This window comes from Microbacterium sp. LMC-P-041 (assembly GCF_030209555.1).
GTDB lineage: Bacteria > Actinomycetota > Actinomycetes > Actinomycetales > Microbacteriaceae > Microbacterium.
Window position 1 is genome coordinate 163,564 of record NZ_JARVRV010000004.1, and the last position, 25,227, is coordinate 188,790.

The 25,227-nt window shown below is 68.9% G+C and carries 27 protein-coding genes; 15 read left to right on the top strand and 12 right to left on the bottom strand.

Translation table 11 applies throughout. The features are described 5' to 3' along the window. The first annotated feature begins 25 nt into the window (after positions 1 to 25). Complete coding sequence (locus QRN21_RS07180; RefSeq protein WP_082298058.1) at positions 26 to 691, top strand: histidine phosphatase family protein; 666 nt, start codon at positions 26 to 28, stop codon at positions 689 to 691. A 30-nt stretch (positions 692 to 721) separates the two neighbouring features. Here QRN21_RS07180 and QRN21_RS07185 read toward each other — a convergent pair whose 3' ends face one another. Continuing rightward, positions 722 to 1,252 (bottom strand): hypothetical protein, encoded by a 531-nt coding sequence (locus QRN21_RS07185; protein ID WP_072592121.1) that lies wholly within the window; start codon positions 1,250 to 1,252, stop codon positions 722 to 724. A 94-nt stretch (positions 1,253 to 1,346) separates the two neighbouring features. Between QRN21_RS07185 and QRN21_RS07190 the strand changes: the two genes are divergently transcribed. The 3 genes from QRN21_RS07190 to QRN21_RS07200 all read left to right on the top strand — a co-directional run bounded on the left by QRN21_RS07190 (position 1,347) and on the right by QRN21_RS07200 (position 4,177). Beyond that, a complete protein-coding gene (locus tag QRN21_RS07190; protein WP_053098173.1) occupies positions 1,347 to 1,769 on the top strand; it encodes a Fur family transcriptional regulator in 423 nt (140 codons plus the stop codon). A 63-nt stretch (positions 1,770 to 1,832) separates the two neighbouring features. Beyond that, positions 1,833 to 3,284 (top strand): catalase, encoded by a 1,452-nt coding sequence (locus QRN21_RS07195; RefSeq protein ID WP_053098174.1) that lies wholly within the window; start codon positions 1,833 to 1,835, stop codon positions 3,282 to 3,284. An 83-nt stretch (positions 3,285 to 3,367) separates the two neighbouring features. Continuing rightward, positions 3,368 to 4,177, top strand: a complete 810-nt coding sequence (locus QRN21_RS07200) for an alpha/beta fold hydrolase (protein ID WP_072592122.1) — start codon at positions 3,368 to 3,370, stop codon at positions 4,175 to 4,177. Positions 4,178 to 4,368: 191 nt separating this feature from the next. Here the strand turns inward: QRN21_RS07200 and msrA are convergent, their stop codons facing one another. Both msrA and msrB read right to left on the bottom strand, forming a co-directional pair. Further along, positions 4,369 to 4,914, bottom strand: coding sequence for a peptide-methionine (S)-S-oxide reductase MsrA (msrA, locus tag QRN21_RS07205; protein ID WP_053098176.1), 546 nt, complete (start codon positions 4,912 to 4,914; stop codon positions 4,369 to 4,371). Further along, entirely contained in the window at positions 4,911 to 5,378 is a 468-nt protein-coding gene (msrB, locus tag QRN21_RS07210; RefSeq protein ID WP_053098177.1) for a peptide-methionine (R)-S-oxide reductase MsrB, read from the bottom strand. Before msrB ends, msrA begins: the two co-directional genes overlap by 4 nt. Positions 5,379 to 5,529: 151 nt before the next feature. On the opposite strand from msrB, the gene QRN21_RS07215 reads away from it, so the two are divergent. The 4 genes from QRN21_RS07215 (at position 5,530) to QRN21_RS07230 (ending at position 9,433) form a co-directional block, all read left to right on the top strand. Then, positions 5,530 to 6,447, top strand: coding sequence for a DUF808 domain-containing protein (locus QRN21_RS07215; protein WP_053098178.1), 918 nt, complete (start codon positions 5,530 to 5,532; stop codon positions 6,445 to 6,447). Positions 6,448 to 6,710: 263 nt separating this feature from the next. Then, positions 6,711 to 7,238 carry a GNAT family N-acetyltransferase gene (locus QRN21_RS07220; RefSeq protein ID WP_056275511.1) on the top strand — a complete coding sequence of 176 codons (528 nt, stop codon included), beginning with the start codon at positions 6,711 to 6,713 and terminating at the stop codon, positions 7,236 to 7,238. Next, positions 7,235 to 7,966, top strand: a complete 732-nt coding sequence (pnuC, locus tag QRN21_RS07225) for a nicotinamide riboside transporter PnuC (protein WP_187249190.1) — start codon at positions 7,235 to 7,237, stop codon at positions 7,964 to 7,966. Before QRN21_RS07220 ends, pnuC begins: the two co-directional genes overlap by 4 nt. Before the next feature lie 81 nt (positions 7,967 to 8,047). Continuing rightward, entirely contained in the window at positions 8,048 to 9,433 is a 1,386-nt protein-coding gene (locus tag QRN21_RS07230; RefSeq protein WP_053098181.1) for an LLM class flavin-dependent oxidoreductase, read from the top strand. A gap of 27 nt (positions 9,434 to 9,460) precedes the next feature. On the opposite strand, the gene QRN21_RS07235 is transcribed toward QRN21_RS07230, so the two are convergent. Next, on the bottom strand, positions 9,461 to 9,640 hold the full coding sequence (locus QRN21_RS07235) for a hypothetical protein (RefSeq protein WP_053098182.1): 180 nt from the start codon (positions 9,638 to 9,640) through the stop codon (positions 9,461 to 9,463). 147 nt (positions 9,641 to 9,787) lie between these two features. On the opposite strand from QRN21_RS07235, the gene QRN21_RS07240 reads away from it, so the two are divergent. Together QRN21_RS07240 and QRN21_RS07245 are read left to right on the top strand one after the other, a co-directional pair. After that, on the top strand, positions 9,788 to 10,828 hold the full coding sequence (locus QRN21_RS07240) for an iron-containing redox enzyme family protein (RefSeq protein ID WP_056275521.1): 1,041 nt from the start codon (positions 9,788 to 9,790) through the stop codon (positions 10,826 to 10,828). After that, entirely contained in the window at positions 10,825 to 11,031 is a 207-nt protein-coding gene (locus tag QRN21_RS07245; protein ID WP_053098184.1) for a CDGSH iron-sulfur domain-containing protein, read from the top strand. Before QRN21_RS07240 ends, QRN21_RS07245 begins: the two co-directional genes overlap by 4 nt. A gap of 14 nt (positions 11,032 to 11,045) precedes the next feature. On the opposite strand, the gene QRN21_RS07250 is transcribed toward QRN21_RS07245, so the two are convergent. Then, positions 11,046 to 11,582 carry a hypothetical protein gene (locus QRN21_RS07250; protein WP_056275524.1) on the bottom strand — a complete coding sequence of 179 codons (537 nt, stop codon included), beginning with the start codon at positions 11,580 to 11,582 and terminating at the stop codon, positions 11,046 to 11,048. A 158-nt stretch (positions 11,583 to 11,740) separates the two neighbouring features. Between QRN21_RS07250 and QRN21_RS07255 the strand changes: the two genes are divergently transcribed. The 4 genes from QRN21_RS07255 to QRN21_RS07270 all read left to right on the top strand — a co-directional run bounded on the left by QRN21_RS07255 (position 11,741) and on the right by QRN21_RS07270 (position 15,455). Then, complete coding sequence (locus QRN21_RS07255) at positions 11,741 to 12,418, top strand: response regulator transcription factor (protein ID WP_072592125.1); 678 nt, start codon at positions 11,741 to 11,743, stop codon at positions 12,416 to 12,418. Beyond that, positions 12,411 to 13,742 (top strand): sensor histidine kinase, encoded by a 1,332-nt coding sequence (locus QRN21_RS07260; RefSeq protein ID WP_056275530.1) that lies wholly within the window; start codon positions 12,411 to 12,413, stop codon positions 13,740 to 13,742. The genes QRN21_RS07255 and QRN21_RS07260 overlap by 8 nt, the downstream gene beginning before the upstream one ends. 356 nt (positions 13,743 to 14,098) lie before the next feature. Next, complete coding sequence (locus tag QRN21_RS07265; protein WP_285363524.1) at positions 14,099 to 14,941, top strand: PepSY domain-containing protein; 843 nt, start codon at positions 14,099 to 14,101, stop codon at positions 14,939 to 14,941. A 196-nt stretch (positions 14,942 to 15,137) separates the two neighbouring features. Next, positions 15,138 to 15,455, top strand: coding sequence for a hypothetical protein (locus QRN21_RS07270; protein ID WP_053098188.1), 318 nt, complete (start codon positions 15,138 to 15,140; stop codon positions 15,453 to 15,455). Here the strand turns inward: QRN21_RS07270 and QRN21_RS07275 are convergent. From QRN21_RS07275 to QRN21_RS07305, 7 genes are read right to left on the bottom strand one after another with little or no spacing between them, the layout of a single operon-like run. Then, complete coding sequence (locus QRN21_RS07275; RefSeq protein ID WP_072592128.1) at positions 15,424 to 17,139, bottom strand: sugar phosphorylase; 1,716 nt, start codon at positions 17,137 to 17,139, stop codon at positions 15,424 to 15,426. The two genes, QRN21_RS07270 and QRN21_RS07275, sit on opposite strands and share 32 nt — an antisense overlap. Continuing rightward, positions 17,136 to 18,437, bottom strand: a complete 1,302-nt coding sequence (locus QRN21_RS07280) for a glycoside hydrolase family 36 protein (protein WP_285363526.1) — start codon at positions 18,435 to 18,437, stop codon at positions 17,136 to 17,138. The genes QRN21_RS07275 and QRN21_RS07280 overlap by 4 nt, the downstream gene beginning before the upstream one ends. Further along, the gene (locus QRN21_RS07285) at positions 18,434 to 19,531 is read right to left on the bottom strand and encodes a Gfo/Idh/MocA family protein (protein WP_285363528.1); all 1,098 of its coding nucleotides are present in this window, start codon (positions 19,529 to 19,531) and stop codon (positions 18,434 to 18,436) included. The genes QRN21_RS07280 and QRN21_RS07285 overlap by 4 nt, the downstream gene beginning before the upstream one ends. Further along, positions 19,528 to 20,586, bottom strand: a complete 1,059-nt coding sequence (locus tag QRN21_RS07290; RefSeq protein WP_285363530.1) for a zinc-dependent alcohol dehydrogenase — start codon at positions 20,584 to 20,586, stop codon at positions 19,528 to 19,530. Before QRN21_RS07290 ends, QRN21_RS07285 begins: the two co-directional genes overlap by 4 nt. 25 nt (positions 20,587 to 20,611) lie before the next feature. Then, positions 20,612 to 21,529 (bottom strand): carbohydrate ABC transporter permease, encoded by a 918-nt coding sequence (locus tag QRN21_RS07295; protein ID WP_082297926.1) that lies wholly within the window; start codon positions 21,527 to 21,529, stop codon positions 20,612 to 20,614. Further along, on the bottom strand, positions 21,526 to 22,554 hold the full coding sequence (locus QRN21_RS07300) for a carbohydrate ABC transporter permease (RefSeq protein WP_053098192.1): 1,029 nt from the start codon (positions 22,552 to 22,554) through the stop codon (positions 21,526 to 21,528). The genes QRN21_RS07295 and QRN21_RS07300 overlap by 4 nt, the downstream gene beginning before the upstream one ends. Beyond that, a complete protein-coding gene (locus tag QRN21_RS07305; RefSeq protein ID WP_285363531.1) occupies positions 22,551 to 23,939 on the bottom strand; it encodes an ABC transporter substrate-binding protein in 1,389 nt (462 codons plus the stop codon). The genes QRN21_RS07300 and QRN21_RS07305 overlap by 4 nt, the downstream gene beginning before the upstream one ends. Before the next feature lie 124 nt (positions 23,940 to 24,063). On the opposite strand from QRN21_RS07305, the gene QRN21_RS07310 reads away from it, so the two are divergent. Continuing rightward, a complete protein-coding gene (locus QRN21_RS07310; protein ID WP_285363532.1) occupies positions 24,064 to 25,215 on the top strand; it encodes an ROK family protein in 1,152 nt (383 codons plus the stop codon). The last annotated feature ends 12 nt before the right edge of the window (positions 25,216 to 25,227 follow it).

Consider the following 25,227-nt stretch of genomic DNA (forward strand, 5'->3'; position numbering starts at 1 on the left):
CACGCGTGCGGACTACGGTTGCGGTGTGCCTGCGCTTCCCGAGTACGACCCGCTGCCCGATCGCCCCGCCCCCGACAATCCCTCGGGAAAGCTCGTCCTCCTGCGCCACGGCGAGACGGAGTGGTCGAGGGCCGGCCGCCACACCGGCCTCACCGACATCCCGCTCACAGCGCGGGGTGAAGACCTCGCTCGCGCTGCCGGGAGGCTGGTCGCCGACTACGACTTCTCGCTCGTCCTGTCGTCACCCCTCGAGCGCTCTCGGCGCACGGCCGAGCTCGCGGGGCTTCACGCCGAGGTCGATCCGCTGCTCGTCGAGTGGGACTACGGCGGATACGAGGGTCGCACGACGAAGGACATCCGCGAGGAGCTCGGCTACGACTGGAGCGCCTTCACCCACGGTGTGATCCGGGGCGCGACGCCGGGCGAGACCGTGGAGGAGGTCGCCGCCCGCGCGTCCCGCGTGCTCACACGGGTGCTGCCGGCGCTGACCGAGGGCGATGTGGCACTCGTCGCGCACGGCCACTTCCTCCGCATCCTCACCGCCGTCTACCTGCGCCTCGCTCCGCGCTTCGGCGCGCAGATCACGCTGGATGCCGGATCGGTGTCGGTGCTGAGCTTCTATCGCGAGCAGCCGGCGATCCTGACGTGGAACTACGGCCTCGAGTTGCCCCTCGCACCGTCGGAGTCCTGACCCCCGCAGCGGAACGAGAGCACTGGAAACTCACGGCACGGTGACGAGCGAGATCGCATTGATCGTGGGAGCGCCGTCGAGAGCGAGCTCGAACCTCACCCCGGTCCGGGCATTCGTGACGTCGAACGCGATCGTCTCGTTCGTGCACGCGATCGGCTCCGACGGCGATCCCTCATCGAGTTCACTGACGGTGAGCACGATCGTCCCCTCGCCTCGGCATGCGAACTGCGCCTGATAGGTCCCCGGTTCGAGCGATGTGAAGCTGGTGACGTCGTTGGCCGAGCTGTTCTCGCTCATCCATCCGGAGAAGCCGAAGACGTATCCGGGCGAGTCCGACCCCGGTACCGCCGTCTGCGCCCACTCGGCGATCTCGTCCACGGGCAGCGGAAGCTGCGCCTCGTCGGAGTCGGCATCCGGAGTCGCCGTCGACGCGGAGCCGCTCGGAGATGGCGAGGGAGACGTCGATCCGGTCGCCGACCCCGACGGCTCTCCCGTGCATCCGGCGAGCGCGATGCCCGCCATCAGGACCAGTCCGATCGTCGCCGCTCTTTTCCTGAACATCCCTCCACGCTACGGATGAGCCAGGATGATGCAACCGCCGCGCCCGACACGCCATTCTTTTGAGTTACTCAAAATAAGCGGTAGAGTCGGGGCCATGGAGACAGAACTCGACTCGGCACTTCGCGGTGCCGGGCTGCGTGCGACCGCGGGCCGCGTCGCCGTGCTCGAGGCACTGGAATCCATGGCCCACACGGATGCGGAGCGGATCTTCCGCACCGTGTCCGACGTGCTTCCGACGACGTCGATCCAGTCGGTGCACAACATCCTCGCGGACCTGACGACGGCGGGCCTCATCCGCCGGATCGAACCGGCAGGCTCCGCGGCGCTCTACGAGCGGCGCATCGACGACAACCATCACCACATCGTGTGCACCCAGTGCGGTGCGATCGGCGATGTGGACTGCGTCGTCGGCGAAGCGCCGTGCCTCACCCCGTCTTCGGCGGGGGGATTCACCGTCCAGACAGCCGAAGTGACCTTCTGGGGCCTGTGCCCCAGTTGCCAGAACGCCGCGCAGTAGCATCCGACGCCGCTCCCGGGCACCCGGGATGATCGTCGTGTCTGCGTGCAGAAGGAGAAGAACATGACCGACCCATCGACCACCACCCAGACGGGCACCCCCGTCGCGAGCGACGCGCACTCGCTCACCGTCGGAGCTGACGGCCCCACCGTTCTGCACGATCGCTACCTCGTCGAGAAGCTCGCGTCGTTCAACCGCGAGCGCGTGCCGGAGCGCAACCCCCACGCCAAGGGCGGCGGAGCCTTCGGAACGTTCACCGTCACCGAGGACGTGTCGGCCTACACCCGTGCCGCGGCCTTCCAGCCGGGTGCTCAGAGCGAGACGCTGCTGCGTTTCTCGTCGGTCGCCGGCGAGCAGGGTTCGCCCGACACCTGGCGCGACGTGCGCGGTTTCGCGCTGCGTTTCTACACGCCCGAGGGCAACCTCGACATCGTCGGCAACAACACTCCGACCTTCTTCCTGCGCGACGCCATGAAGTTCCCCGACTTCATCCACTCGCAGAAGCGTCTCGGCGACTCGGGTCTGCGCGACGCCGACATGCAGTGGGACTTCTGGACCCTCTCCCCCGAGTCCGCCCACCAGGTCACCTACCTCATGGGTGACCGCGGCCTGCCGCGCAGCTGGCGCCACATGAACGGCTACGGATCGCACACCTACCAGTGGGTCAACGCCGCCGGCGAGCGCTTCTGGGTGCAGTACCACTTCCTGTCGAAGCAGGGCGTCGAGGCGATGAGCGCCGAAGAGGCCGAGAAGCTCGCCGGATCGGATGCCGACTACTACCGTCGCGACCTGTTCGACGCGATCGCTCGCGGCGACGCCCCCTCGTGGGACGTCTACGTGCAGGTCATGCCCTACGAAGAGGGCAAGACCTACCGCTTCAACCCGTTCGACCTGACGAAGACCTGGTCGAAGAAGGACTACCCGCGCATCAAGGTCGGCACGTTCACGCTCGACCGCAACCCGCAGAACTTCTTCGCCGAGATCGAGCAGGCCGCCTTCTCGCCCGGCAACCAGGTTCCCGGCACGGGCATCTCGCCCGACAAGATGCTCATGGCTCGCGTGTTCGCATACTCGGATGCTCAGCGCTACCGCATCGGTGCGAACTACAACCAGCTGCCGGTCAACCAGCCGCACGCGGCCGAGGTGCGCAACTACATGCACGAAGGCCAGATGCAGTACAAGTTCAACCCGGCCGAGCACCGCGTCTACACGCCGAACTCCTACGGCCCCGCCGGCGGACCCACGGCTGACCCCGCTGCCGGTGTCGAGGCGAGCTGGGAGTCGGACGGCGAGCTGATCCGCGCCGCCGCGACCCTGCACCTCGACGACGACGACTTCGGTCAGGCGGGCACGCTCTACCGCACGGTCTTCGACGACGAGCAGCGCGCGCGCTTCCTCGACACGCTGACCGGCCAGGGACAGGGCATCACGATCGACGCGATCCGCGAGCGGTTCTTCCAGTACTGGACGAACGTCGACGCCTCGCTGGGCGACGCTCTGCGCGCTCGCTTCTGAGCCGCCTCCGCTGAGGACCGAGACCCACCGTCCCTTCGGGGCCGGTGGGTCTCGGCGTCTCCGGGCATCGCAGGGGGAGCACAATGGACGCCGTGGCTGTTCCTCTCTCCGACCTGACCCAGATGCCCGAACCCCAGCAGGTGCACGCCGCCGATGGCACTCGCCTCGCGACGTACACCTGGGGTGATGTGGATGCTCCCGTGGCGGTGATCGTGCACGGGTTCGCGTCGAGCGCCCGCGACACCTGGGTGCTCACGGGGTGGGTGCGCGAGCTCACGAAGGCGGGGTATCGGGTGCTCGCGCTCGATCAGCGGGGCCATGGGCTCAGCGAGAAGCCGCACCAGGCCGACGCCTACGGCATCCGCACTCTCGCGACCGACGTCGAGACGGTCATGGACATGTATCTCGTCGACGAGGCCGTCTACGTCGGATACTCGCTCGGGGCCCGGGTCGGTTGGGAGGTCGTGCGCGATCTGCCCCACCGGATCGGCCGCGCCGTGCTCGGAGGGGTGCCGGACGGCATCCCTCTCGCGCGGCTCGATCTCGACCAGGTGCGCGCGTATCTCGCCGACGGGACGCCCGTCGCGGATCCGACGACGCAGAACTACATCGCGCTGACCGAGCGCGTGCCCGGCAACGACCTCGGCGCGCTCGTGGCGCTGGCCGAGGGGATGCGGTCGTCTCGGACGATCGATCCCGACCCGTCGAACGCGCCGGCGAGCCCGATCCTGTTCGCGACGGGGTCGAAGGATGCCATCATCGAGGGCTCTCGCGCCCTGGCGTCAGCTGCCCCGCAGGGACAGTTCTTCGAGATCCCCGATCGCAACCACTTCAACGCACCGGGATCGCGCGCTTTCAAGGAAGCCGCGCTCGCTTTCCTGTCGGAGAGCTGACCGCGGCGCGCCACGCCTGCTCACTCGTAGCGGAGGAGATCTCAGGCAACGAAGGATGCTTCTCAGCATCCGCTCCTTCGATCCGCGAGATCTCCTTCACTGCAGGAGCGGCAGCCGTCTGCCCGAGCACTGACCGCGGGCACGAGAAGAGCCCTTCGTCTCGGGGAGACGAAGGGCTCTCGGGGTGACGGTCAGACCGTCGCGTTCTCTTCGCGCTTCGGCAGCACCCATCCCGCACGCGGGAAGTGGCAGGTGTAGCCGTTGGGGTACTTGATCAGGTAGTCCTGGTGCTCCTCTTCGGCCTGCCAGAACGGGCCGACGGGCTCGATCGTGGTCACGGCCTTGCCCGGCCAGAGACCCGAGGCGTCGACGTCGGCGATGGTGTCGCGCGCGACGGCCTCCTGCTCGGGGCTGAGCGGGAAGATCGCCGAGCGGTAGCTCGAGCCGATGTCGTTGCCCTGGCGATCCTTGGTCGACGGGTCGTGGATCTGGAAGAAGAAAGCGAGGATGTCGCGGTACGTCGTCTTCGTGGGATCGAAGACGATCTCCACAGCCTCGGCATGACCCGGGTGGTTGCGGTAGGTCGCGTGGTCGTTGCTGCCGCCGGTGTAGCCGACGCGGGTGTCGAGCACGCCGGGCTGGCGGCGGATGAGGTCTTCCATGCCCCAGAAGCAGCCGCCGGCGAGCACGGCGGTCTCGGTCCCGGGGGTGCGGGTGATTGTTCCGGTGTCGGTCATGAGTTCTCCTCGGAGTTGGGGGTGGGGAAGAGGTGACGGTAGCGACCGTACCCCTCATCTTCCAGGCTGTCAGCCGGGATGAAGCGCAGGGCGGCGGAGTTCATGCAGTACCGGAGTCCTCCTGCGTCTCGGGGTCCATCGTCGAAGACGTGCCCGAGATGGCTGTCCGCGCCGCTGGAACGCGCCTCGGTGCGCTTCATCCACAGCGTGCGGTCGGTGCGCGTGGTCACGGCGTCGGCCTCGATGGGCTTGGTGAAGCTCGGCCATCCGGTGCCGCTGTCGAACTTGTCGGTCGACGCGAAGAGCGGCTGGCCCGAGACGACGTCGACGTAGATGCCGTCGTCGTGAGTGTTCCAGTACGCGTTGCGGAAGGGCGGCTCGGTCGCATCCTCCTGCGTGACCTCGTACTGCAGGTGCGTGAGGTCGCTGACGGCCTCGGGGGTCTTACTGTACTCGTTCGACATGGTCTGTCTCCTTGTCCGACGCGGCTGGCTGCAGCGTCATAGAAGAGAACCAGGAGGATGCCGGTTTTGGTCCCGCGGGACTGTGAGCGCGCTGTGAGTTTGTGCGCAGTCGATAGAGTTGCTCCGCTACATACACACCAGGGAGATACACATGTCGGTTGGACTGCTCGCCGTCGTCGATGACATTCTCAGCGCGGCGATGAAGGCTTCGGCCAAGGCCGCCGGCGTCGTGATCGATGACGCCGCCGTGACCCCGCAGTACGTGCAGGGCATCACGCCCGCGCGCGAGCTGCCGGTCGTGGCGAAGATCGCCCTCGGATCTCTCGCGAACAAGTTCGTCATCATCATCCCCATCGCGCTGCTGCTCACCGCCTTCGCGCCGTGGGTGCTGCCGTATCTCCTGATCCTCGGTGGCGCCTACCTCTGCTTCGAGGGGGCCGAGAAGGTGCTCGAATGGTTCGGCGTGCAGCACGGCCATGCCGATGAGAGCGCCCGCAACGAGAACAAGCTCGTGTGGGGCGCGGTGCGCACCGACCTGATCCTGTCGACGGAGATCATGCTGATCTCGCTCGCCAACCTCGAGGCCGGCCTCGACATCTGGACGACCCTCGCGATCCTCGCCGTGATCGCGCTGCTCATGACCGGCGTCGTCTACGGTGCAGTCGCCCTGCTCGTGAAGATCGACGACATCGGTCTGAAGATGGCGAAGAACCCGTCCCAGCGAGTTCGCCACACGGGCACGCGCATCGTGCGCTCGATGCCGGCGGTCTTCCGCTTCATCAGCATCCTCGGCACCGTCGCGATGCTGTGGGTCGGCGGGCACCTGCTGCTCGTGAACCTCGGCGAGGTCGGCGTGCACTTCGGCGCCGACATCCTGCACGGCATCGAGCACTTCCTCGAGCCGGCCGGCGGTGTCATCGTCTGGATCGGCGACACGCTGTTCTCGGCCATCGCGGGTCTGATCGCGGGTCTGATCATCGTGGGGATCATCCTCGGGATCGGTCGCCTGATCGGCAAGAAGCCGAGCTTCCACGAGGGTGAGGAATCGCCCGCCGACGTGCACGTCTGACACTGACGCCGCTGTTCGAATCTCGGTCGGTAACTTCACACCTGAACCGACGTGGCGAGCCCTCCGAGACTCCGTGGACCCGGACCGTCTGCAGGGCCGCCGCATGGATGCAGGAGGATCTGAGGGATCTCGCCCTGCAGACGTGCCCCGGTCCTGCACGCGGCACAGGAGGGAAGCCGCGGCGAGCCCTCGGAGACCGACCCCACCCCGGCATCCTGCTACCGTCGTCCCGTGCGCACCCGAGCGCAGATGCAGGAGACCCGATGAGCGACCACCAGATCCGGGATGCCGAGACCGCCGACGTCGAGGCGATCACCGCCATCTACAACGACGCGGTGCTGACCACGACCGCCATCTGGAACGAAGAGGCCGTCACGGTCGATGACCGCACCGCCTGGCTCGCCGAGCGCACCGAGCGCGGCTACCCCGTGATCGTCGCCGTCGACGACACCGGCGTCCTCGGCTACGCGACATTCGGCGACTGGCGCCCGCACAGCGGCTACCGCCATACGGTCGAGCACTCCGTCTATGTGCGCGAGGGGCAGCGCGGGCGCGGCATCGGCAAGGCGCTCATGATCGAGCTCATCGACCGCGCGCGACGCCTCGGCAAGCACGTCATGGTCGCGGCGATCGAGAGCAGCAACACGGGGTCGATCATCATGCACAAGCGCCTCGACTTCATGCAGGTCGGACGGATGCCGCAGGTCGGCGCCAAGTTCGATCGCTGGCTCGATCTCACCTTCCTGCAGCTGGTGCTCGATGAGCGGCCGTTCCCGGACGAGCGCCCGTGAACCCGCTGCTCTGGCTCGCTGACGCCTTCAACTCGCAGTGGGTGCTCCCCGGCGGTCAGGTGCTGCTGATCCGCGAAGTGGTCGGCAACGCGTTCGGCCTGGCGAGCGCCCTCGGCGGCATGCAGCGCAAGATCTGGGCGTGGCCGGTCGGCATCGTCGGCAATCTGCTGCTGCTCACGGTCTTCCTCGGGTCGATCCTGAATCCCGACCACGAGCTGCCGCATCTGCTCGGCCAGGCCGGGCGTCAGATCATGTTCATCATCGTCGCGATCTACGGCTGGGTGCGCTGGCGCCAGGCCGCCTCGAACGGTGGGCGCGTGACCCCGCGATGGGCGCCCAACAGCGCCCGCATCGGCCTGGTGCTCGTGATGGTGATCGGCACGATCGCCCTCACTCCCCTGTTCCGCGCGCTCGGCTCCTGGGAGCCCGTGTGGGCGGATGCCTGGACCTTCGTCGGCTCGCTGCTCGCCACCTACGGTATGGCCAAGGGCTGGACCGAGTTCTGGCTCATCTGGATAGCCGTCGACATCGTGGGCGTGCCGCTGCTGTTCAGCTCCGGCTTCTACGCCACGGGCCTGATGTACGTGTTCTACGGCGTCTTCACCGCGGTCGGATTCGTCGTGTGGTGCCGCGCGCAGGCGAATGCCAAACCGCAGGTCGACACGATCATGCCGGATCCCCGACCCATCACCTCCACCATGAAGACCGTCGACCGCGACCGCGACTGACCCGCCCCGACCACTCGGCGAATGTGTCGGCGCATGTCACCGGGGTGGCCGGGAGGTCGATCGACGGGTTTGCTGGTCCCCATGACCCGTCAGATCCGTTTCAACGCCTTCGACATGAACTGCGTCGCCCACCAGTCGTCCGGCCTGTGGCGGCATCCTGACGATCGATCGCGCCAGTACAACACCATCTCGTACTGGACCGACCTCGCGAAGCTGCTCGAGAGCGCGACCTTCGACGGCATCTTCATCGCCGACGTCCTCGGCACCTACGACGTCTACGGCGGGACGAACGAGGCGGCGATCCGCAACGGCGCCCAGGTTCCGGTCAACGATCCGATCCTGCTCGTCAGCGCGATGGCCGCCGTCACCGAGCACCTCGGATTCGGCATCACCGCCGGCACCGCCTTCGAGCACCCGTACCCGTTCGCGCGCCGTCTGAGCACCCTCGACCACCTGACCAACGGACGCGTCGGCTGGAACGTCGTCACCGGCTACCTGCCCAGCGCCGCGCGCAACATGGGCCAGGAGGACCAGCTCGCGCACGACGACCGCTACGACCATGCCGATGAATACGTCGAGGTGCTCTACAAGCTCTGGGAGGGGTCGTGGGAAGACGACGCGGTCGTCGAGGACCGTGAGCGCGGCATCTTCACCGACCCGTCGAAGGTTCACCCCATCGGCCACGAGGGCAAGCACTTCAGCGTTCCCGGCATCCATATCTCCGAGCCGTCACCGCAGCGCACGCCGGTCATCTACCAGGCCGGAGCGAGCCCCCGCGGCGTGCGCTTCGCGTCGGAGAACGCCGAGGCGATCTTCGTCGCCGCCCCGTCGAAGGAGGTGCTCGCCGGCACCGTGAAGCGCATCCGCGACGCACTCGAAGAGGCGGGCCGCGACCGATACGACGCGAAGATCTACACGCTGCTCACGGTCATCACCGGGGCGACGAGCGAGGATGCCGCGGCGAAGCACGCCGAGTACCTCTCGTATGCGAGCCCCGAGGGCGCGCTGACGTTCATGTCGGGCTGGATGGGCGTCGACCTCTCGCAGTACGCCGAGGACGAGCCCGTCGGCAACGTCGAGTCGAACGCCATCCAGTCGGTGCTGCAGCACCTGAAGGAGGAGGCCGACCTCGGACGCGAGTGGACCGTCGGCGACTTCGGACGCCACAACGCGATCGGCGGCCTCGGCCCGACCATCGTCGGCTCGGGCGTCGAGATTGCCGACGAGCTGCAGTCGTGGGTGGAGGAGACCGACATCGATGGCTTCAACCTCGCCTACGCGGTCACTCCCGGCACCTGGCAGGACGTCATCGAGCACGTCATCCCGGTGCTGCGCGAACGCGGCGTCTACCCCGAGGAGTACACGCCGGGCACCCTCCGCAACAAGCTGCAGGGCAAGGGCGACCGCGTGCAGGACACGCACCGCGCCGCGAGGTATCGGATCGGGGCGAACGTCCCGGTCGCCTGACCCTCAGCGACCTTCGGTCGGGCGCGGTCAGTCGGCCTTCGAGGTGAAGAGCCCGCGCAGCACGAGGAACACCACGACCGCGACGACGAGCACGATCGCCAGCTTGGCGATGAACCACAGGATCGAGAACAGCGCGCTGACGATCCACCAGGCGATCACCACGGCGAGGACGACGCCGACGATGGTCCAGAGCGAGTTCTTGTTCATGGTTCCAGCCTAGGCGGCGCGGCGACGTCACAGATCCGAACGCTGCGGCATCCGCCCTTCCGCATCCGATGCGTCGCCGTCAATCCCCTTCCCGTGCGCTGATCACCGGGGTGAGACTGCAAGCATCCGACTCTTGGGAGCATCTCCATGTCTGCGCCAGCACTCACTTCGTCCGCCGTTCACGGCATCACCGCGAGAGGTCCCCTCAGCGACGCCGTCATCCGCCGACTGACCGGCGAAGACGCCGACGATCTCGGTGCCAGGGCCGAGGCTGCGCTCGCTTCGACCGATGACGTCGTGCGCGACGACGACATCCAGCTCGCGCTCTTCGTGCTCTACGCCTCGTCGTACGGGTCTCTTCCCGAGCTCGACCCCGCCCTCGAGTGGGATCCGGCGTTGATCGCGACACGGGGAATCCTCGAGCACGCGTTCGAGCGGGCACTGCGGGCGAGTGTCCCGATGCCCGAACTCCCCGAGCCGACCGTCGATGCCGTCGGGCGGGCCCTCTTCGCCCTCGCCGAGGCCGACACGGGTCCCAGCCTGTCGCGCTACGTCGCGAAGAAGGCGACGGAAGAGCAGATGCACGAGTTCTTCATGCAGCGCTCGATCTACACGCTGCGCGAGGCCGACCCGCACTCGTGGGCGATCCCGCGCCTGCACGGGCGTGCGAAGGCGGCGCTCGTCGAGATCCAGTCCGACGAGTACGGCGGCGGGCGGCCCGACCGCGTGCACGCGACGATCTTCGCTCGCGCGATGCGCGGCGCCGGACTCGACGACACCTACGGCGGATACGTCGACGACGTGCCGGCCATCACGCTCGCCTCGCTGAACTCGATGTCGATGTTCGGCGTCAACCGGCGCCTCCTCGGCGCCATCGTCGGACACCTCGCCGCGTTCGAGATGACCTCGTCGATCCCCAACCGCCTGTACGCCGACGGCCTGCGGCGCCTCGGGTTCGGTGAGGACGTGACCGACTACTTCGATGAGCACGTCGAAGCGGATGCCGTGCATGAGCAGATCGCGGCGCGTGACCTCGCCGGCGGGTTGGCCGAGGATCACCCCGAGCTGCTGCCCGACATCATGTTCGGCGCGGCCGCCTGCCTGACCGTGGACGGCTGGGCAGCGGGCCACATGCTCGACTCGTGGACGCGTGGAGAATCCTCGCTGCGGCCGAGGGACGCACGATGAGCGCGCGCGAGGATGCCGTCACCATCACCGCCTACCCCGACGGACCGCTGCTCGTGCGGGGCGCGGCGGTGCTGGAGTCATCCGACGGCGAGCCGATCGAGGTCACGCGCCGCACCGTGGCGCTGTGCCGCTGCGGCCTCTCGACGATCAAGCCGTTCTGCGACGGCACCCACAAGGCCGCAGGGTTCCGCACCGACGCCTGATCTCAACCCGTCGGTCAGTGCCCGACTGCCGGCAGGCATCCGCCGTCCATGATGACGCCGCCGATCTCGACCGTGAGCACGTCTGCCGAGACCTCGCCGAAGATGCATCCCCCTTCGGGAGCAGCTGCACCGAAGGCCACGGCCCGCTCGTCGCCCAGCGTCTGGACGTAGGCGAGGCCGGCGTCGGCGAAGACCTCCTCCACAGCCGCGACCGACAGGCCGCCGGAAGTGCGGAGCGACTCGAGGCCGGCGCGGATGTCGTTCGCCGGTTTCTCGGCGGCGGCTCGGCTCTCCTCCGAGAGGTCGACGCGATCGCGGTAGCGCTCGTTCTGCGCCATCGCGTCGTCGGGGTCGTAGGGCGCGCAGTCCGGAGGCAGATCGACGCCTTCGATCTGCGGGCACGCTGCCGTGGGAGTGGGACTCGGAGATGCAGATGGCGATGCGCCAGGCGGGCCGGCGGTGGCCGTCGCGCACCCTGCGAGCATCATGGTCGTCGCAACGACGAGAAGCAGCCGTGCACCTCTCGACCTGTCCCCCCGGAGTCCGGTCATTCCCTCATGCAACCACACGGGAGCTCAGTGGCCAATGGTCATTCCGTGTGCGCCTCCGCTCACCGCGACAACGCCCCCGGGTGCAGGCCGGATGCGGCGATGAGGCGCGACGACCCCGCTTCAGCCCGGATTCAGCGTGCGCCCGCCACACTGGAGGAATGCGGATCCTGGTGGTTGACGACGAGGTGCGGTTGGCCGACGCCGTCCGCCGGGGACTCGAGGCCGAGGGCTTCGCGGTCGACGTGGCGAACAACGGCGTCGACGGGCTCTGGCGTGCGCGCGAGACCCGATACGACGCGATCGTGCTCGACCTCATGATGCCCGGCATGAGCGGCTGGAAGGTGTGCGAGGCCCTGCGCGCCGAAGAGAACTGGACGCCCGTGCTGATGCTCACCGCCAAGGACGGCGAGTGGGATCAGGTGGAGGCCCTCGAGACCGGCGCCGACGACTATGTGACGAAGCCGTTCTCCTTCGCGATCCTCGTCGCCCGCATCCGCGCCCTCGTGCGCCGCGGAGCCGTGGCCCGCCCGGCCGTCCTCGAAGCCGGAGACCTGAAGCTCGACCCCTCGTCGCACCATGTCTGGCGGGGCGAGACCCCGGTCACGCTGACCGCCCGCGAATTCGCCGTGCTCGAGCACCTGATGCGTCATCGAGGTCAGGTGCTCTCGAAGCGCGAGCTGATCGACGGCGTATGGGACGACGACTTCGACGGCGACCCCAACATCGTCGAGGTCTACGTCGGACACCTGCGCCGCAAGCTCGACAAGCCCTTCGGACGCGAGGCGATAGAGACGATCCGCGGTGCCGGCTACCGATTGGCGGCCGACGGTGGCTAGGCGCTCATTCCGATCGGTGCGCGCCCGGACGACCCTCGGCGCGACGCTCGTCGTGGCCGTCGCCCTGCTCATCGGGGCGTTCTCGTTCTACGGCATCCTGAGCTCCAGCATCCACGCGAGCGCGGAGCGTGCCGCCGAGCAGCGCCTCGACGAACTCGCCGATCGCTTCGACGGCCCCGGCGGCGGACCAGGCGGCGAACGCGGGATCGACACCCTCGACGACGAGATCGTGCAGATCATCGGCGGCGACGGATCGGTGCGCGCCGCCAGTGAGGATGCGCGCGACGAACTGGGGTCGACCGCTCTGCCGGTCTCCGACGGCGCGCAGACCCTGACGATCGGCGGCGAGCCCATGCTCGTAGTCTCCGACGGCATCGAGGACGACGACACCCTCGTGCTGGCGGTGTCGATCGAAGACGGGGTCGAGACGCTGTCGACGGTCGCGCTGCTGCTCGCGGTGGCCGTGCCGCTACTGCTGCTGCTCGTCGCCGTGACCACGTGGCTGGTCGTCGGGCGGGCCCTCCGACCGGTCACCCGCATCCGCGAAGAGGTCGACGGGATCACCGCCGAGCACCTGCATCGGCGCGTCGAGGTGCCGCCGTCATCGGACGAGATCGCGGCGCTCGCGACCACCATGAACCGGATGCTGGATCGCCTCGACGCCTCGGCGACGGCGCAGCGCCGTTTCGTCTCCGATGCGTCGCACGAGCTGCGCTCCCCGCTCGCGACGATCCGACAGCACGCCGAGCTCGCGCAGGCCCACCCGGCCACCACGAGCATCGGCGAGCTCGCGGAGGTCGTGTCCGATGAAGGACTCCGGCTCCAGGGCATCGTCGAATCGCTGCTGCTGCTCGCCCGGCTCGACGAGGGCGGCGGCACGCACGACGAGGCGATCGATCTCGACGACCTCGCGCTCGCTGAGGTGAGGCGGCTGAGGTCTCGCGGCGTCGAGGTCGACGGCTCCGGCATCCGTGCGGCCCGTGTCACCGGAGACCCCCGCCTGCTCGGTCAGCTGCTGCGCAACCTCGCCGACAACGCCGTCCGGCACAGTGCGGCCCGCGTGGCCATCAGCGTGATCCCGCAGGATTCGTGGGTGTTCGTGACCGTCGAGGACGACGGCTCCGGCGTGCCGCCCGACGAGCGCGAGCGCATCTTCGAACGGTTCGTGCGGCTCGACGAGGCGCGCAGCCGGGATGCCGGAGGCAGCGGTCTCGGCCTCGCGATCGTGCAGGGCATCGCCGTGGCCGGCGGCGGCACCGTCTCGGTCGACGCCTCCCGTTGGGGCGGCGCGCGCTTCGTCGTGGCCCTGCCCCTCTCGGACTGACACTCTCTCGGCGTCCGGGCCGTCCGCAGGACCTGGCACCTCAGCATCCGGGCCGTCTGCAGCACCTGGCACCTCGGTATCCGGACCGTCTGCAGCACCTGGCACCTCGGTATCCGGACCGTCCGCAGGACCTGGCACCTCAGCATCCGGGCCGTCCGCAGGACCTGGCACCTCAGCATCCGGGCCGTCTGCAGGACCTGCGCACGGATGCGGGAACAGGATCCATGTCTCGTCCTGCATCCGTGCCCGGATCCTGCAGGCGGTACGTGTCACTGCGGCCGAGACGCCCCTGCTTCCTGAAGACGCCTTCAGGACGCTTCAGGGTGGCTTCAGCACTGCCGCGAGAGCATCGAGACATGAACGACAAGAACCCGACCCCCGACCAGACGCCCGAGAACCTCCCGACGAACGCGACTCCCCCAGCGCCGCCCGCACCCCCCGCGCCCACCGCGACGCCGTCCCACGATGGTGAGACCGTTCCCGTCGCGCCGCTCGCGGCTGAGAACGCCGCCCCGGCATCCGCGTCCGCAGCTCCCGCGAAGCGCGGTCGCAAGCGCGCTCTGCTGATCGGCGGCGGAGTCGCGGCTGCCCTGATCCTCGCCGGTGGAGGCGTGGCCGTCGGAGCAGCCATCGGAGACGACATCGGCGACGACGATGACCGCCCCTCGGTCTCGGACGGACCCCGCGACGACGACGGAGACCGCGGTGGACAGCCCGGCGACGACCGTGACGACAGCGACAGCGACGATCAGGGCGCACCGCAGGGCGGCGGCCCCGTGACCGGGATCGGCACGGACTCGGCCGACGAGCTCGTGGACATCGCGGATGCCGCCCGCGGAGCCGCCGAAGGCGACGTCACCTCGATCGACGCGAAGCGCGACGGCACCTGGGAGGTCCAGTTGACCGCCGCGAACGGCAGCGAGACCGAGGTGCGAGTGGATGCCGACCTCGCCGCCACCGTGATCTCGACCGAGCAGGAGGACGACGACACGGCTCCGACCCACACCCTCGACGAGGCCGCGATCCGTGCCCTCGTAGATGCCGCATTGGCCGAGGCCGACGGGATGATCACCGACCTCGACGCCGACAACGACGAGGTCAGCCCCTACGACGCGTCGGTGCTCACCAGCGACCGCCGCTCGATCGACATCGACTTCAGCGCCGACTACGCGGTCGTCGGCACCGACATCGACGACTGATCGCCCTCGTCGTTCTTCGAGCCGCCGGCCCTCTGGGGTCGGCGGCTCGACGCGTTTTCAGCCAGACGTCCCGGCCGCGGAACCCGGCTCCCGCAGGCGATTCCCCCGCGTAGCGTCATGATCCGTCACTCGTCGGGTCTCTCTCAGTGAGTTCGGTCGCCATCGCGCGCCGACGATGCGGACACCGGGGGGATCCATGCCAGTCACGGCGCACACCTACTTCTACACACCCGCTCGAGCGGACTCCGTCGTGCAGGCACTGCAGCACCTCGTGACCGACCTGAAGCACGTCGAGCGGCGATACTTCGACAGCCGTTCGGTCGCGTTCAGCACCCGCGGGTCGCTGTTCGAGGCACCGGCCGACGTGACGATCGTGACGACTCCCCTGACGACCGGCGGATCGGATGTGAGGATCGCGCTGCAGACGACGACCCGGCGGACGGCGAGCCGCCGGTCGCTGACCACCAGGGCCGCCGACCGCCTCAGCGTGCGGATTCAGAAGGCGCTGGGCTGACCGCGAGCCAGACGTATCCGAAGGGTGGGATGCGAAGCCCCTCGTGACGCGTGCCGGTGAGCAGATCCGTGCCGCTCACCGACGGCAGATCGACCATCGCGTCGCTGACGTTCACGACCGCCGTCACCTCATCCGGGGTGCCGGCCGCCCGACGGATCACGAGCACGCGGTCGTCGAGCGACTCGATGTGCTGCGACGCGAACGGAGAGAACGCGGCGATCTCGCGTCGTACCGCCAGCATCGCCCGCACGCCGTCGAGCATGCCCGCTCGACGGTCCGAGACCTGCAGCTCCTCGCGCAGACGGTCGGCGTCGAGCACCTCGCGGTTGATGCGACGCGCGATGTCGCTCTCCTGCACTCCCGCGTGGTCCTGCTCGGACCCGAAGAGCGAGTGATGGTAGATCGCGGGCACTCCGACCAGCGACAGCAGGATCGCGTGCGCCGCGAGGCCGCGGGTCACAGCCGATGCGTCGGGGTCGGGGTCCTGCGGATCGACGAGTGCCTCGAGGTAGTTCGTGTTCAGCTCGTAGACCCCCTCGCTCCCGTCGGGGCGACGTGCCATCGAGACCCGGCCACCGCGGGCCAGGGTGCGCTCCACGAGCAGGGCGCGATCGTCGTCGGTCAGCAGTCCTTCTGTGGGGCGCAGCCCGATGCCGTCGTGACTGGCCAGGAAGTTGAACCAGGTCGCGGTGTCGCTGACCGGTCCCACCCTGCTCGCCCAGGCGGCGAGCGCCGTCGCCCGTCCGGTCACGAACGCGTGCAGCACCAGAGGCGGCAGAGCGAACTGGTAGACCATGTTCGCCTCGTCACCACCGTCGCCGAAGTAGGTGATGTTGTCGGCGTGGGGGACGTTGGTCTCGGTGAGCAGCATCGTGCCCGGTGCGAGCTCGTCGACCAGTGCGCGCCAGATGCGGATGATCGCGTGAGTCTGCGGCAGGTGGATGCAGGTGGTGCCCGACTCCTTCCAGAGGTAGCCGATCGCGTCGAGGCGCACGGTCGTCGCCCCATGAGCGAGGTAGCCGAGCAGGATGTCGGTGAGGTCGAGCAGCACCGCGGGCGTGCTCGGGTCGACGTCGATCTGGTCGTCCCCGAAGGTCGTCCAGGCACGGGCCGTCGAGCCGTCGGGCCGCGTGTACTCGTGGACGAGCGGGGTGGTGCGCGGACGCACGACGTGCGAGACGTCGAAGTCGGGAGAGGGATCGAGGAAGTACCCGGCGAACCGCTCGTCCCGCTCGAGCCAGCGGCGGAACCAGTGCGACGAGCTCGAGATGTGGTTGGCGACGAAGTCGAGGGCGAGGGCGTACTCCTCACGCAGGTCGGCGACGTCATCCCACGTGCCCAGCGCCGGGTTCACCTCACGGTGATCCAGCACGCCGAAGCCGTCGTCCGAGGTCCAGGGGTAGATGGGCAGCAGGTGGACATCGCTGATGACGTCACCGATGTGCTCCCGCAGCACTCCCGCGAGGGTGTGCAGCGGCGCCTCACCGGCCCGCCGGAACGAGTCGCCGTAGGTGATCAGGTAGGCGGTGCTCTGATCCGGACGCGCCTTCGCGGCCGGCGACAGGCGGTCACGCCAGGTCTCAGCGAGCTCGAGCAGCGCCGCGAGCACCTCGGGCGCGGCATCCGGATAGAGCTGCGCGATCAGGGGGGCCAGGCGCTGCTCGAGCTGAATCTTGGTCTTCATGCCACCGACTCCTTCAGAAGCTCGCGGACGAGGTGCATGCCGCGTGCATCGAGACCGTCGATGCGATCGGAGAACCCTCGGATCCCGGGCGCCGCGAGAACCACCTCAGCCCACTCGTCTCGGAGGGCGAACTCCGGTCGCGCGACGAGGCAGTCGGGGTCGTTGACCCAGAACCGGCCGTGCTGCCACGACCTGGCCTCGAGCGACATCCGCCCGCGGAGTCCCTGTGAGCCGTCCTCGCCACCCTCGTGGAAGGTGTCTCCCGAGACCCGCATCGCGTCGACGAGTCCGACGCTCGGGAGGATCGGGGCACCGCACCCGAGCATGAAGGCATCGTCGCCGAGCACCTCGCGGATGAGCTCGAGCCCCGAGCGGTAAGCCGAGATCGGCGTGGCGTCGGCATCCCACCGCGCCCCCGGGATCGCCCCGGAGTAGAGGAAGTCGAGCTTGACGTAGTCGATCCCGAGATCGCGGATGTCTCCGAACACGGTGGCCAGGTATTCGCGCACTCCCGGATGCGTCAGGTCGAGCCCACGGAGGTCGTCGCCCCAGTTGCGCCCCGCGTCGCCGACGAGCCACTCGGGGTGCTCCCGGGCGACGGTCGAGCCGGCGCCGACCGAGAAAGGCGCGGCCCAGATGCCCGCGCGGCGCCCGGTCTCGCGGATCGCATCGACCGCGGAGGCGAGTGACCCGAATCGGGGGTGCGGCGCGGTCCACTCGCCGGTGCCGAGGCTCCAGCCGTCATCGATCTGCACCACGTCGACGTCGAGCCCTCGATCGTCGATCGCCCGAAGGTTCTCGATCACGTCAGCAGCCCGCACGTCTTCGAAGTACTGGTACCAGGTGCACCACACGCGAGGTGACCGAGCGGCGGTCCGGGCACCGGCGGCTGCGCCGAAGCGGTCACCGAACGCGGCGAGCGCAGAGGGGCCCGTGTCGTCGCCACCGGCATCCGGAGTCCACGACGAGACGTCGGCGACATCGCCGATCGCGTCCACGATCACCCGGTCGCCGTGCCAGCGGGCGCGCAGTGTGGGCACCTCGCGGCGGGCTTCGAGCGTGCCGAAGACCCGAGCGGGAGCACCGTCGCCCGGATCGACGACGAGCAGCCCTTCGCCCTGAACGGCATCCGTCGCCACCTCGGTTCCCGGCCGGAAGCGCATGGCGTGCTGCCACGGCTCGGCCGGCCGGAGGATCGGGTCGCCCTGGCCGTGCCACGTGGTCGGGCTCCAGCTCTGCCAGCCCTCCGCGTACACCCGGGCGTCGGGCCCGACGGGGATCTCATCGAGGACGGTCACGCTGCTCCACTCCGCCCGGCGAGGGCTGTCGTCAGTTCGAGGTCGTGGGGGCGCACGGGTGCGCCGTCGAGTTCAGCGGATTCGACGGCGGCGAACGTCGCGCGCACCGTGGCGAGGACGTGCTCGGCCGAGTTCTCGGGTTCGCGCTCCTCGTCGATCGCGCACTGCAGCTCGCCCATCGCGCCGGCGAATCCGTCGGTGAACCACTGGCCGTCGAGGTCGAACTCGGTGCTCTCTCCGTCGCGCTCGAGCACCAGCCGGTCGGAGCCGAGCAGGATGCTGCCGCGGAGGGTCCCTTCGGTCCCGTGGATCCAGAACGGGCACCCGCCGGCGTCTGTCCGCGCGTTGCCCACGATGCGGATCGATGCGCTCGCCCCCGTCGACGTCTGCATCCGCAGGTCTGCCCCCCACGGGTTCCGGGCGGCGGCGGGCTGGCCGGGAACGCGGTGGTCGCGGGCCGCGATCTCGACCACCCGGGATCCTTCGAGCCAGCAGCGGGTGATGTCGACCCAGTGCACGAGGTAGTCGTTCAGGAGCATGTGCGGCACGTCGTCGAACGGCGTGCCCACGAGTGGCGGCAGCGGCTTGTCGTGCAGATGCGTGACCCCCACCACTTCTCCGATCCGGCCGTCACGGATCAGCAGAGACGCGAGGCGCCAGGCCGGAGCCCACCGCGCATTCTGATTCACCGCCACGCGGATCCCCCGTTCACGCGCAACAGCGAGCACCTCGCGCAGACGCGGCAGATCAGCCGGGTCGCTGATGAGCGGCTTCTGGGCGAGGACGTGCTTGCCCGCTGCCACTGCCGCGGCGATCAGCTCGACGCGACCGGTCGGCCCGGTCGCCAGATCGACGATGTCGACACGGGGATCCGCGAGCAGCACCTCGACGGAATCGTGGACGGTCTCGATGCCGAAGTCCGCGGCGAGCGCTTCGGCGTCACCGCGAGTCCGCGACGTCACGGCCACGACCGGGAGGCCCCACGCGCCGTATGCGGGAAGGTGGGCGCTGCGGGCGATCGCCCCCGCGCCGATGATGCCGATCGCGCGACGCCGGTCCGGGACGAGCGGGCGATGGTCGGGGATGCCGCTCACCGGAGACGCTCGGGGGTGGCGTCGAAGCGGAGCACGGCCTGCATGATGTCGGGGTCGCCTGTGTCGAGCCTGTCGAAGACCGCGGCGACATCGGCCGCCGGCACGATGTCGGACACGAGCACCCCGGCATCCACCGATCCGTCGAAGATGAGAGCCATGACGGTGCGCACCAGGCGAGCCTGGTCCCACCGGCCGCCGAGCGCGACAGGCACTCCAGAGATCTGGCTGGCGACGATCCGCACGCGGTTGTGGTGGAACTCCTCCCCCAGGCGCAGGTGGGCAGCTCCGCCCTGATAGAAGCCGGAAGCGGCGACGAGCCCCTCGGGCCTCACCGCTCGGATCGCCTCGTGCAGGGCGCGATCCGTGCCGGACAGCTCGATCGCACTGTCGGCCCCGCCGCCCGTGATCTCGCGGATCGACTCTCCGGCGCCACCCTCCCGCAACGCGTCGACCGTGTGGCGTGCGCCGAAGACCTCGGCCATCGCCAGCCGGGTCGCGAGGGTGTCGACAGCCGTGACCCGACCGCCGGCGAGGGTGGCGAGGCGAGTCGCGAGCAGGCCGATCACGCCCTGTCCGAACACCGCGACCTGCTCGCCGAGCCGCACGTCGGCGGCGAGCACGGCATTCAGAGCGATCGCTCCCACCCGCGCGAAAGTCCCCAGCAGGGGATCGGCGCCGTCGGGCACGAGCCGCCCCACGACCGCGGATGCCGGCACGACGGCGTCACTGCGGTGTCCCCAGATGCCGTGCACCACGTCTCCGACCCGCACTCCGCTCACGTCGTCCGCGACCTCGGTCACCTCGCCGACCTCGGAGTAGCCCCAGCCCGAGACCGGGTAGCCGAAGCTGGGCTCACCCGGCACGAAGAGCCGTCGGTCGGCGTCCCACGTGGAGGTGAGATACGGGTTGGTGCCGCGGTAGGCGGTGAGCTCGGTGCCGGCTGAGATGCCCGAGTACCAGGTGGAGATCCGCACGCTTCCGGATGTCAGCGGCTGCGGCGCGATCTCGACAAGCTCGACCTCTCGGACGGCGGAGAACTGCACGACGTGGGGCACGGGGGGCCTTCCTTCCAGCGGGGACTCAGCCCTTCTCCGCACCGGCGGTGAGGCCTCCGACGAGGAGCCGCTCGGAGGCGAAGAAGAGGATGATGATGGGCAGGGTCAGGATCACGGAACCGGCCATGAGGACCGTGGTGGGAACCTCGATGCTGCCGGAGAGCTGGGAGAGGCCCAGCGAGACGGTCCACGAATCGCGCTTCTCGACGAGGAACAGCAGAGCGAAGAGGAACTCGTTCCAGGCGATCATGAAGATGAACAGTCCGTTCGACACGATCGCGGGCATGGCGAGCGGGATGCTGACCCGGCGCATGATCTGGAACCGGGTGCACCCGTCGAGTGCCGCAGCCTCCTCGAGCGAGACCGGGATCGTGGCGAAGTAGTTGCGCAGCGTGTAGATCGACACCGCCGCGACCTGTGACACGTAGACGATGAGCAGTCCGACGAGCGAGCCGCGCAGCCCGATCTGCGTGAAGAACACGAACAGCGGCACCGCCAGCAGGATCGCAGGGAAGAAGTACACCGCGAGGAACAGGCCGGACACCTGACGGCGACCGAAGAAGGCCAGTCGGCTGACGGCATACGAACCGGGAATCGACACCAGGAGCGTGAGCACGACCGTCGCGAGAGCGACCAGCAGTGAGTTGCGCATGAAGACGATGAAGCCCTGCCCGCCGGCGTCCACGGGCGCCAGCACGTCGAGGTAGGTCGAGAAGTCGAGCTCCTCGATCGTGATCCACAGCGCGCCCGGGTTCTGCAGCAGCGAGTCGAGCGAGCGGAAGCTGAGCAGCACCATGTAGTAGAACGGCACGACGGCGGCGAGCACCAGCAGCACGATGACGATCGGGCGGAGGATGCGGAAGAGGGCGTTCTCGAAGCCGTCGCGGTCGAATCCGCGTCTGGCGGGCCGGGCCTCGGTGACGGCGTCGGTCGTCGCACTCATGCCTGCTCCTCCTGTCGGCCGAAGATCTTCAGATAGACGCCCACGAGCACGGCGAGAATGGCCGCGAGCACTAGGGCCTGAGCGGCGGCGGCGCCGATGTCACCGCGAGCGGTGAGCAGGTCGAACACCCGCACCGAGACGACCTCGGTGCCGGCTCCGCCACCCGTCAGCAGGTAGATGTCGTCGAAGTTGTTGAACGTCCAGATGAAGCGCAGCACGCAGAGCACTGCGATCGTCGGCAGCAGCTGCGGAAGAAGAATGTGCCGGAAGCGCTGCGTGGGGGTCGCGCCGTCGACTCTGGCCGCCTCGTCGAGCACGGCCGGGACCGCCTCGAGTCGGGCCGTGAGGAAGAGGAAGGCGAACGGGAAGGATCGCCAGGCTTCGAACAGGATGACGGTGATCAGCGCCATCGGCAGCTCGACCTCCCACCCGAAGATGCTCACGGGCAGGGCGCGGTCCGAGAGGAACGCGATCGGCTCCTCCCATCCGAGCACGGTGGTGCCGAACCAGTTCACGATGCCGAACTGCGGGTTGAGCATCGTCGACCACACGAACGTCGCGGCCACGACCGGGGCGACGTACGGCAACAGCAGCGAGGCGCGCACGAGGCCGCGCCCGCGGAACGGCTTGCGCAGGGCGAGGGCGGCGGCGAGGCCGATGCCGATCGCGAGCGCCGTGCCGCACACGGCGTAGACGATCGTGGTCCACAGCGCGCTGAAGAAGCCGGGCGACGTCAGCACGTCGATGAAGTTGTCGAGGGTGTAGTCGCCGATGATCCCGGTGCCGCGGATGTTGATCAGGCGGACGTCCTGGAACGCGAGGGAGATCGCCCAGATGATCGGCAGGACGACGGCGACCAGGATGATGATGAAGGTCGGCGAGATGAGCAGCAGCCCCGCCCGGTTCTCCTCCCGACTGTGCCTCGACCCGCGCCGCGGCTTCACCGCGCCGGTCGGTCTCGGCGGCGTGGTGCCGGGCTCGGGGCGCTGTGCCCCGAGCCCGGACCCCTCGACGACTCTGCTCACTTCAGCGACTCTGCGATCGAGCGCACGGTCTCGGCGGCGGTCGACGCGGCGTCAGCCGGGTCACCGCCCTGGGCGACATCGCTCACCGCCGTCGCGACCGGAAGCTCGCCCTGCAGCGCGCCGAGCAGCGAGCCCTGGCCCTGGGTGATGCCCCAGCGGGCGAGATCCTCCGGCCCTGCGGCCACAGCATCGAGGACCTCGGGTGCGTAGAAGTCGGACAGAGGAGCCTTGGTGTCGACTCCGGCGGGAAGCGTCGCCCACATGTCGGAGAACATCGTCGGATCCTCGGGGGTGCCGGTGCGGACGGGAACCTTGCCCTCGGGCGCGATCGCGATCCAGGGCTCGTAGCCATCGCTCATCATGTACTCGACGAACGACTGCGACGCGTCGGTGTTCGCTCCCTCGGTGATGGTCCACGAGGTGATCTCGCCGAACTGCGCCGCGGCATCGGAGTCGGGTCCGGCGATCGACGTGACCACGCCGGTGTTCGCCGCGAGGAAGGCCGGGTCGGCGAGGCACTCGGGGCACGAGGGCTTCGCATCCTCACGCAGGCCTGCCAGCTCGTCGAGCACGAAGCTCGACCAGATGAACATGGCCGCGTCGCCCGCGAAGTACGTGGCGCGGGTCGTGTCGACGTCCTGCGCACCCGGCACCGAGTAGTCGCCGGTCAGCTCGCCATAGAACTCGAACGCGCTGACACAGGCATCCGAGTCGAGCTCGACGTCACCGTCTTCGTTGACGAGCTCGCATCCGTTACCTAGCGCGATCTGCTCGAAGGTCTGCTCGGTGAAGGCGTCGCCCGGGGCGGTGGCGCCGACGAAACCGGCGACCTCGGGCGAGTCGAGGGTCTTCGCGGCCTCGAGGATCGATTCGTACGAGTCGGGGACGTCCAGGCCCGCGGCCTCGAAGAGGTCGGTGCGGTAGAAGAGCATCTGGGTCCACGACTCACTCGGGATCGCCAGACTGGTGTCGCCGTCGGAGGTCAGGGCGAGCGCGTTCTCGGAGAACGTCGACGCGTCGAGCGCGTCGATCGTCGCCGCGACGGCATCCGTGTCGACGAACTCGTTGGCCGACAGCGTGCGCACCTGAGGCAGCGAGATCCCGCCGATCACGTCGGGCAGGTCGCCGGCCGCGGCAGACGAGGTGATGAGCTGGGCGAACTGGTCTTCCGCGACCGAGACGACCTCGACCTCGATGCCGGTCTCGTCGGTGAACGCGTCGACGATCTCCTGTGTGGCGGCCACCCGATCGGGAAGGTCCTCCTGCAGCCAGAAGGTGATGCCGGCATCGCCGCCGTCGTCGTCGCCGGAGCTCGTGCATCCGGTGAGGGCGAGCGCCGTCACGCACACCGCGGCCATTGCTGCTGCTGTCGCACGGGTATTCACTATGCGCCTCCTTGCGCTGGAAATGCAGGACTGAGCCGTCGGGTCGACTCCCATTAAGACTAAAAGCTAGACATAAGTCGCCTAGCTGTCAAGCATTAAGCTGATCTCGTCGTCAGGAGGTTCGATGTCCGGTCCCGGGGAAGTCCTCGATCTCATCAGAGAGCGCCGCGCCTTCACGCGCGGCGATGTGCTCGACGTCACCGGGATGTCGCGGATGACCGTCGCCACGCGCATCGACGCGCTTCTCGAGGCGGGACTCATCATCGAGTCGGGAACCGAGAAGGTCACCTCGGGTCGACCGTCACGGCGCCTCGAGTTCAACACCGCTCACGCGCACGTCATCGCCGCCAACGTCGACACCACGCACACCACCGTCGCCCTGACCGATCTCGCCGGACGCGTGACCGCCGAGGAGCGCATCGAGGTCGCCGTCGCCGACGGACCCGACGCGACCCTCAACGCGATCGCCGAGCACGCCGAGCGCCTGCTGTCGCAGGCCGGCATCCGCCGCGAGGATGTGGCTGCGATCGCGCTCAGCATCCCCGGTCCCGTCGACCCCGACACCGAGCGCCCCTCGCAGCCGCCGATCATGCCCGGCTGGGACGCCTACCCGATCCCCGATCACCTGCACGACGCCCTCGGCGTCCCCGTGCTGGTCTCGAACGACGCCGACGCCGCCGCACTGGGTGAGCAGCGCGCAGCGCATCCCGGTTCACGCTCCCTGTGCTTCATCAAGGTCTCCTCGGGCATCGGCACCGGCATCGTGCTGGGTGGCCGGGCATACCGCGGCACCGACGGAGGGGCGGGTGACATCGGCCATGTGAAGATCGCCGGGCACGACGACCTGCTGTGCCAGTGCGGAGCGCACGGATGTCTGGCGGCCGCGGCATCAGGCCGAGCAGTGGCCAGGGCGCTCACCCAGCTCGGCAAGCCCGCCTCGTCAGCCTCGGATGTCGGCACCTACCTCGCTGACGGCGACCCCGATGCCGCGCGACTCACTCAAGAGGCGGGCCGGGTGATCGGCGAGGTCGTCGCGACGGTCGTCTCGCTCCTCAACCCCTCGGAGGTGGTGCTCGGCGGGATGCTGGCATCGCCGCCGCTGCTGGCCGGAGTCCGCGAGACCCTCTATCCCCGATCCCTGCCCCGCGCGACCCGGCACCTGAGCATCAGCCAATCGACACTGGGCGAGAAGGCGACAGCCGTGGGGCTCGCGGCGATGGTGGTGGAGCGCGAGTACTCGGCATCCGCGGTGAACGCGGCGCTCGCTCGGAGCTGAGCACCGCCGGAT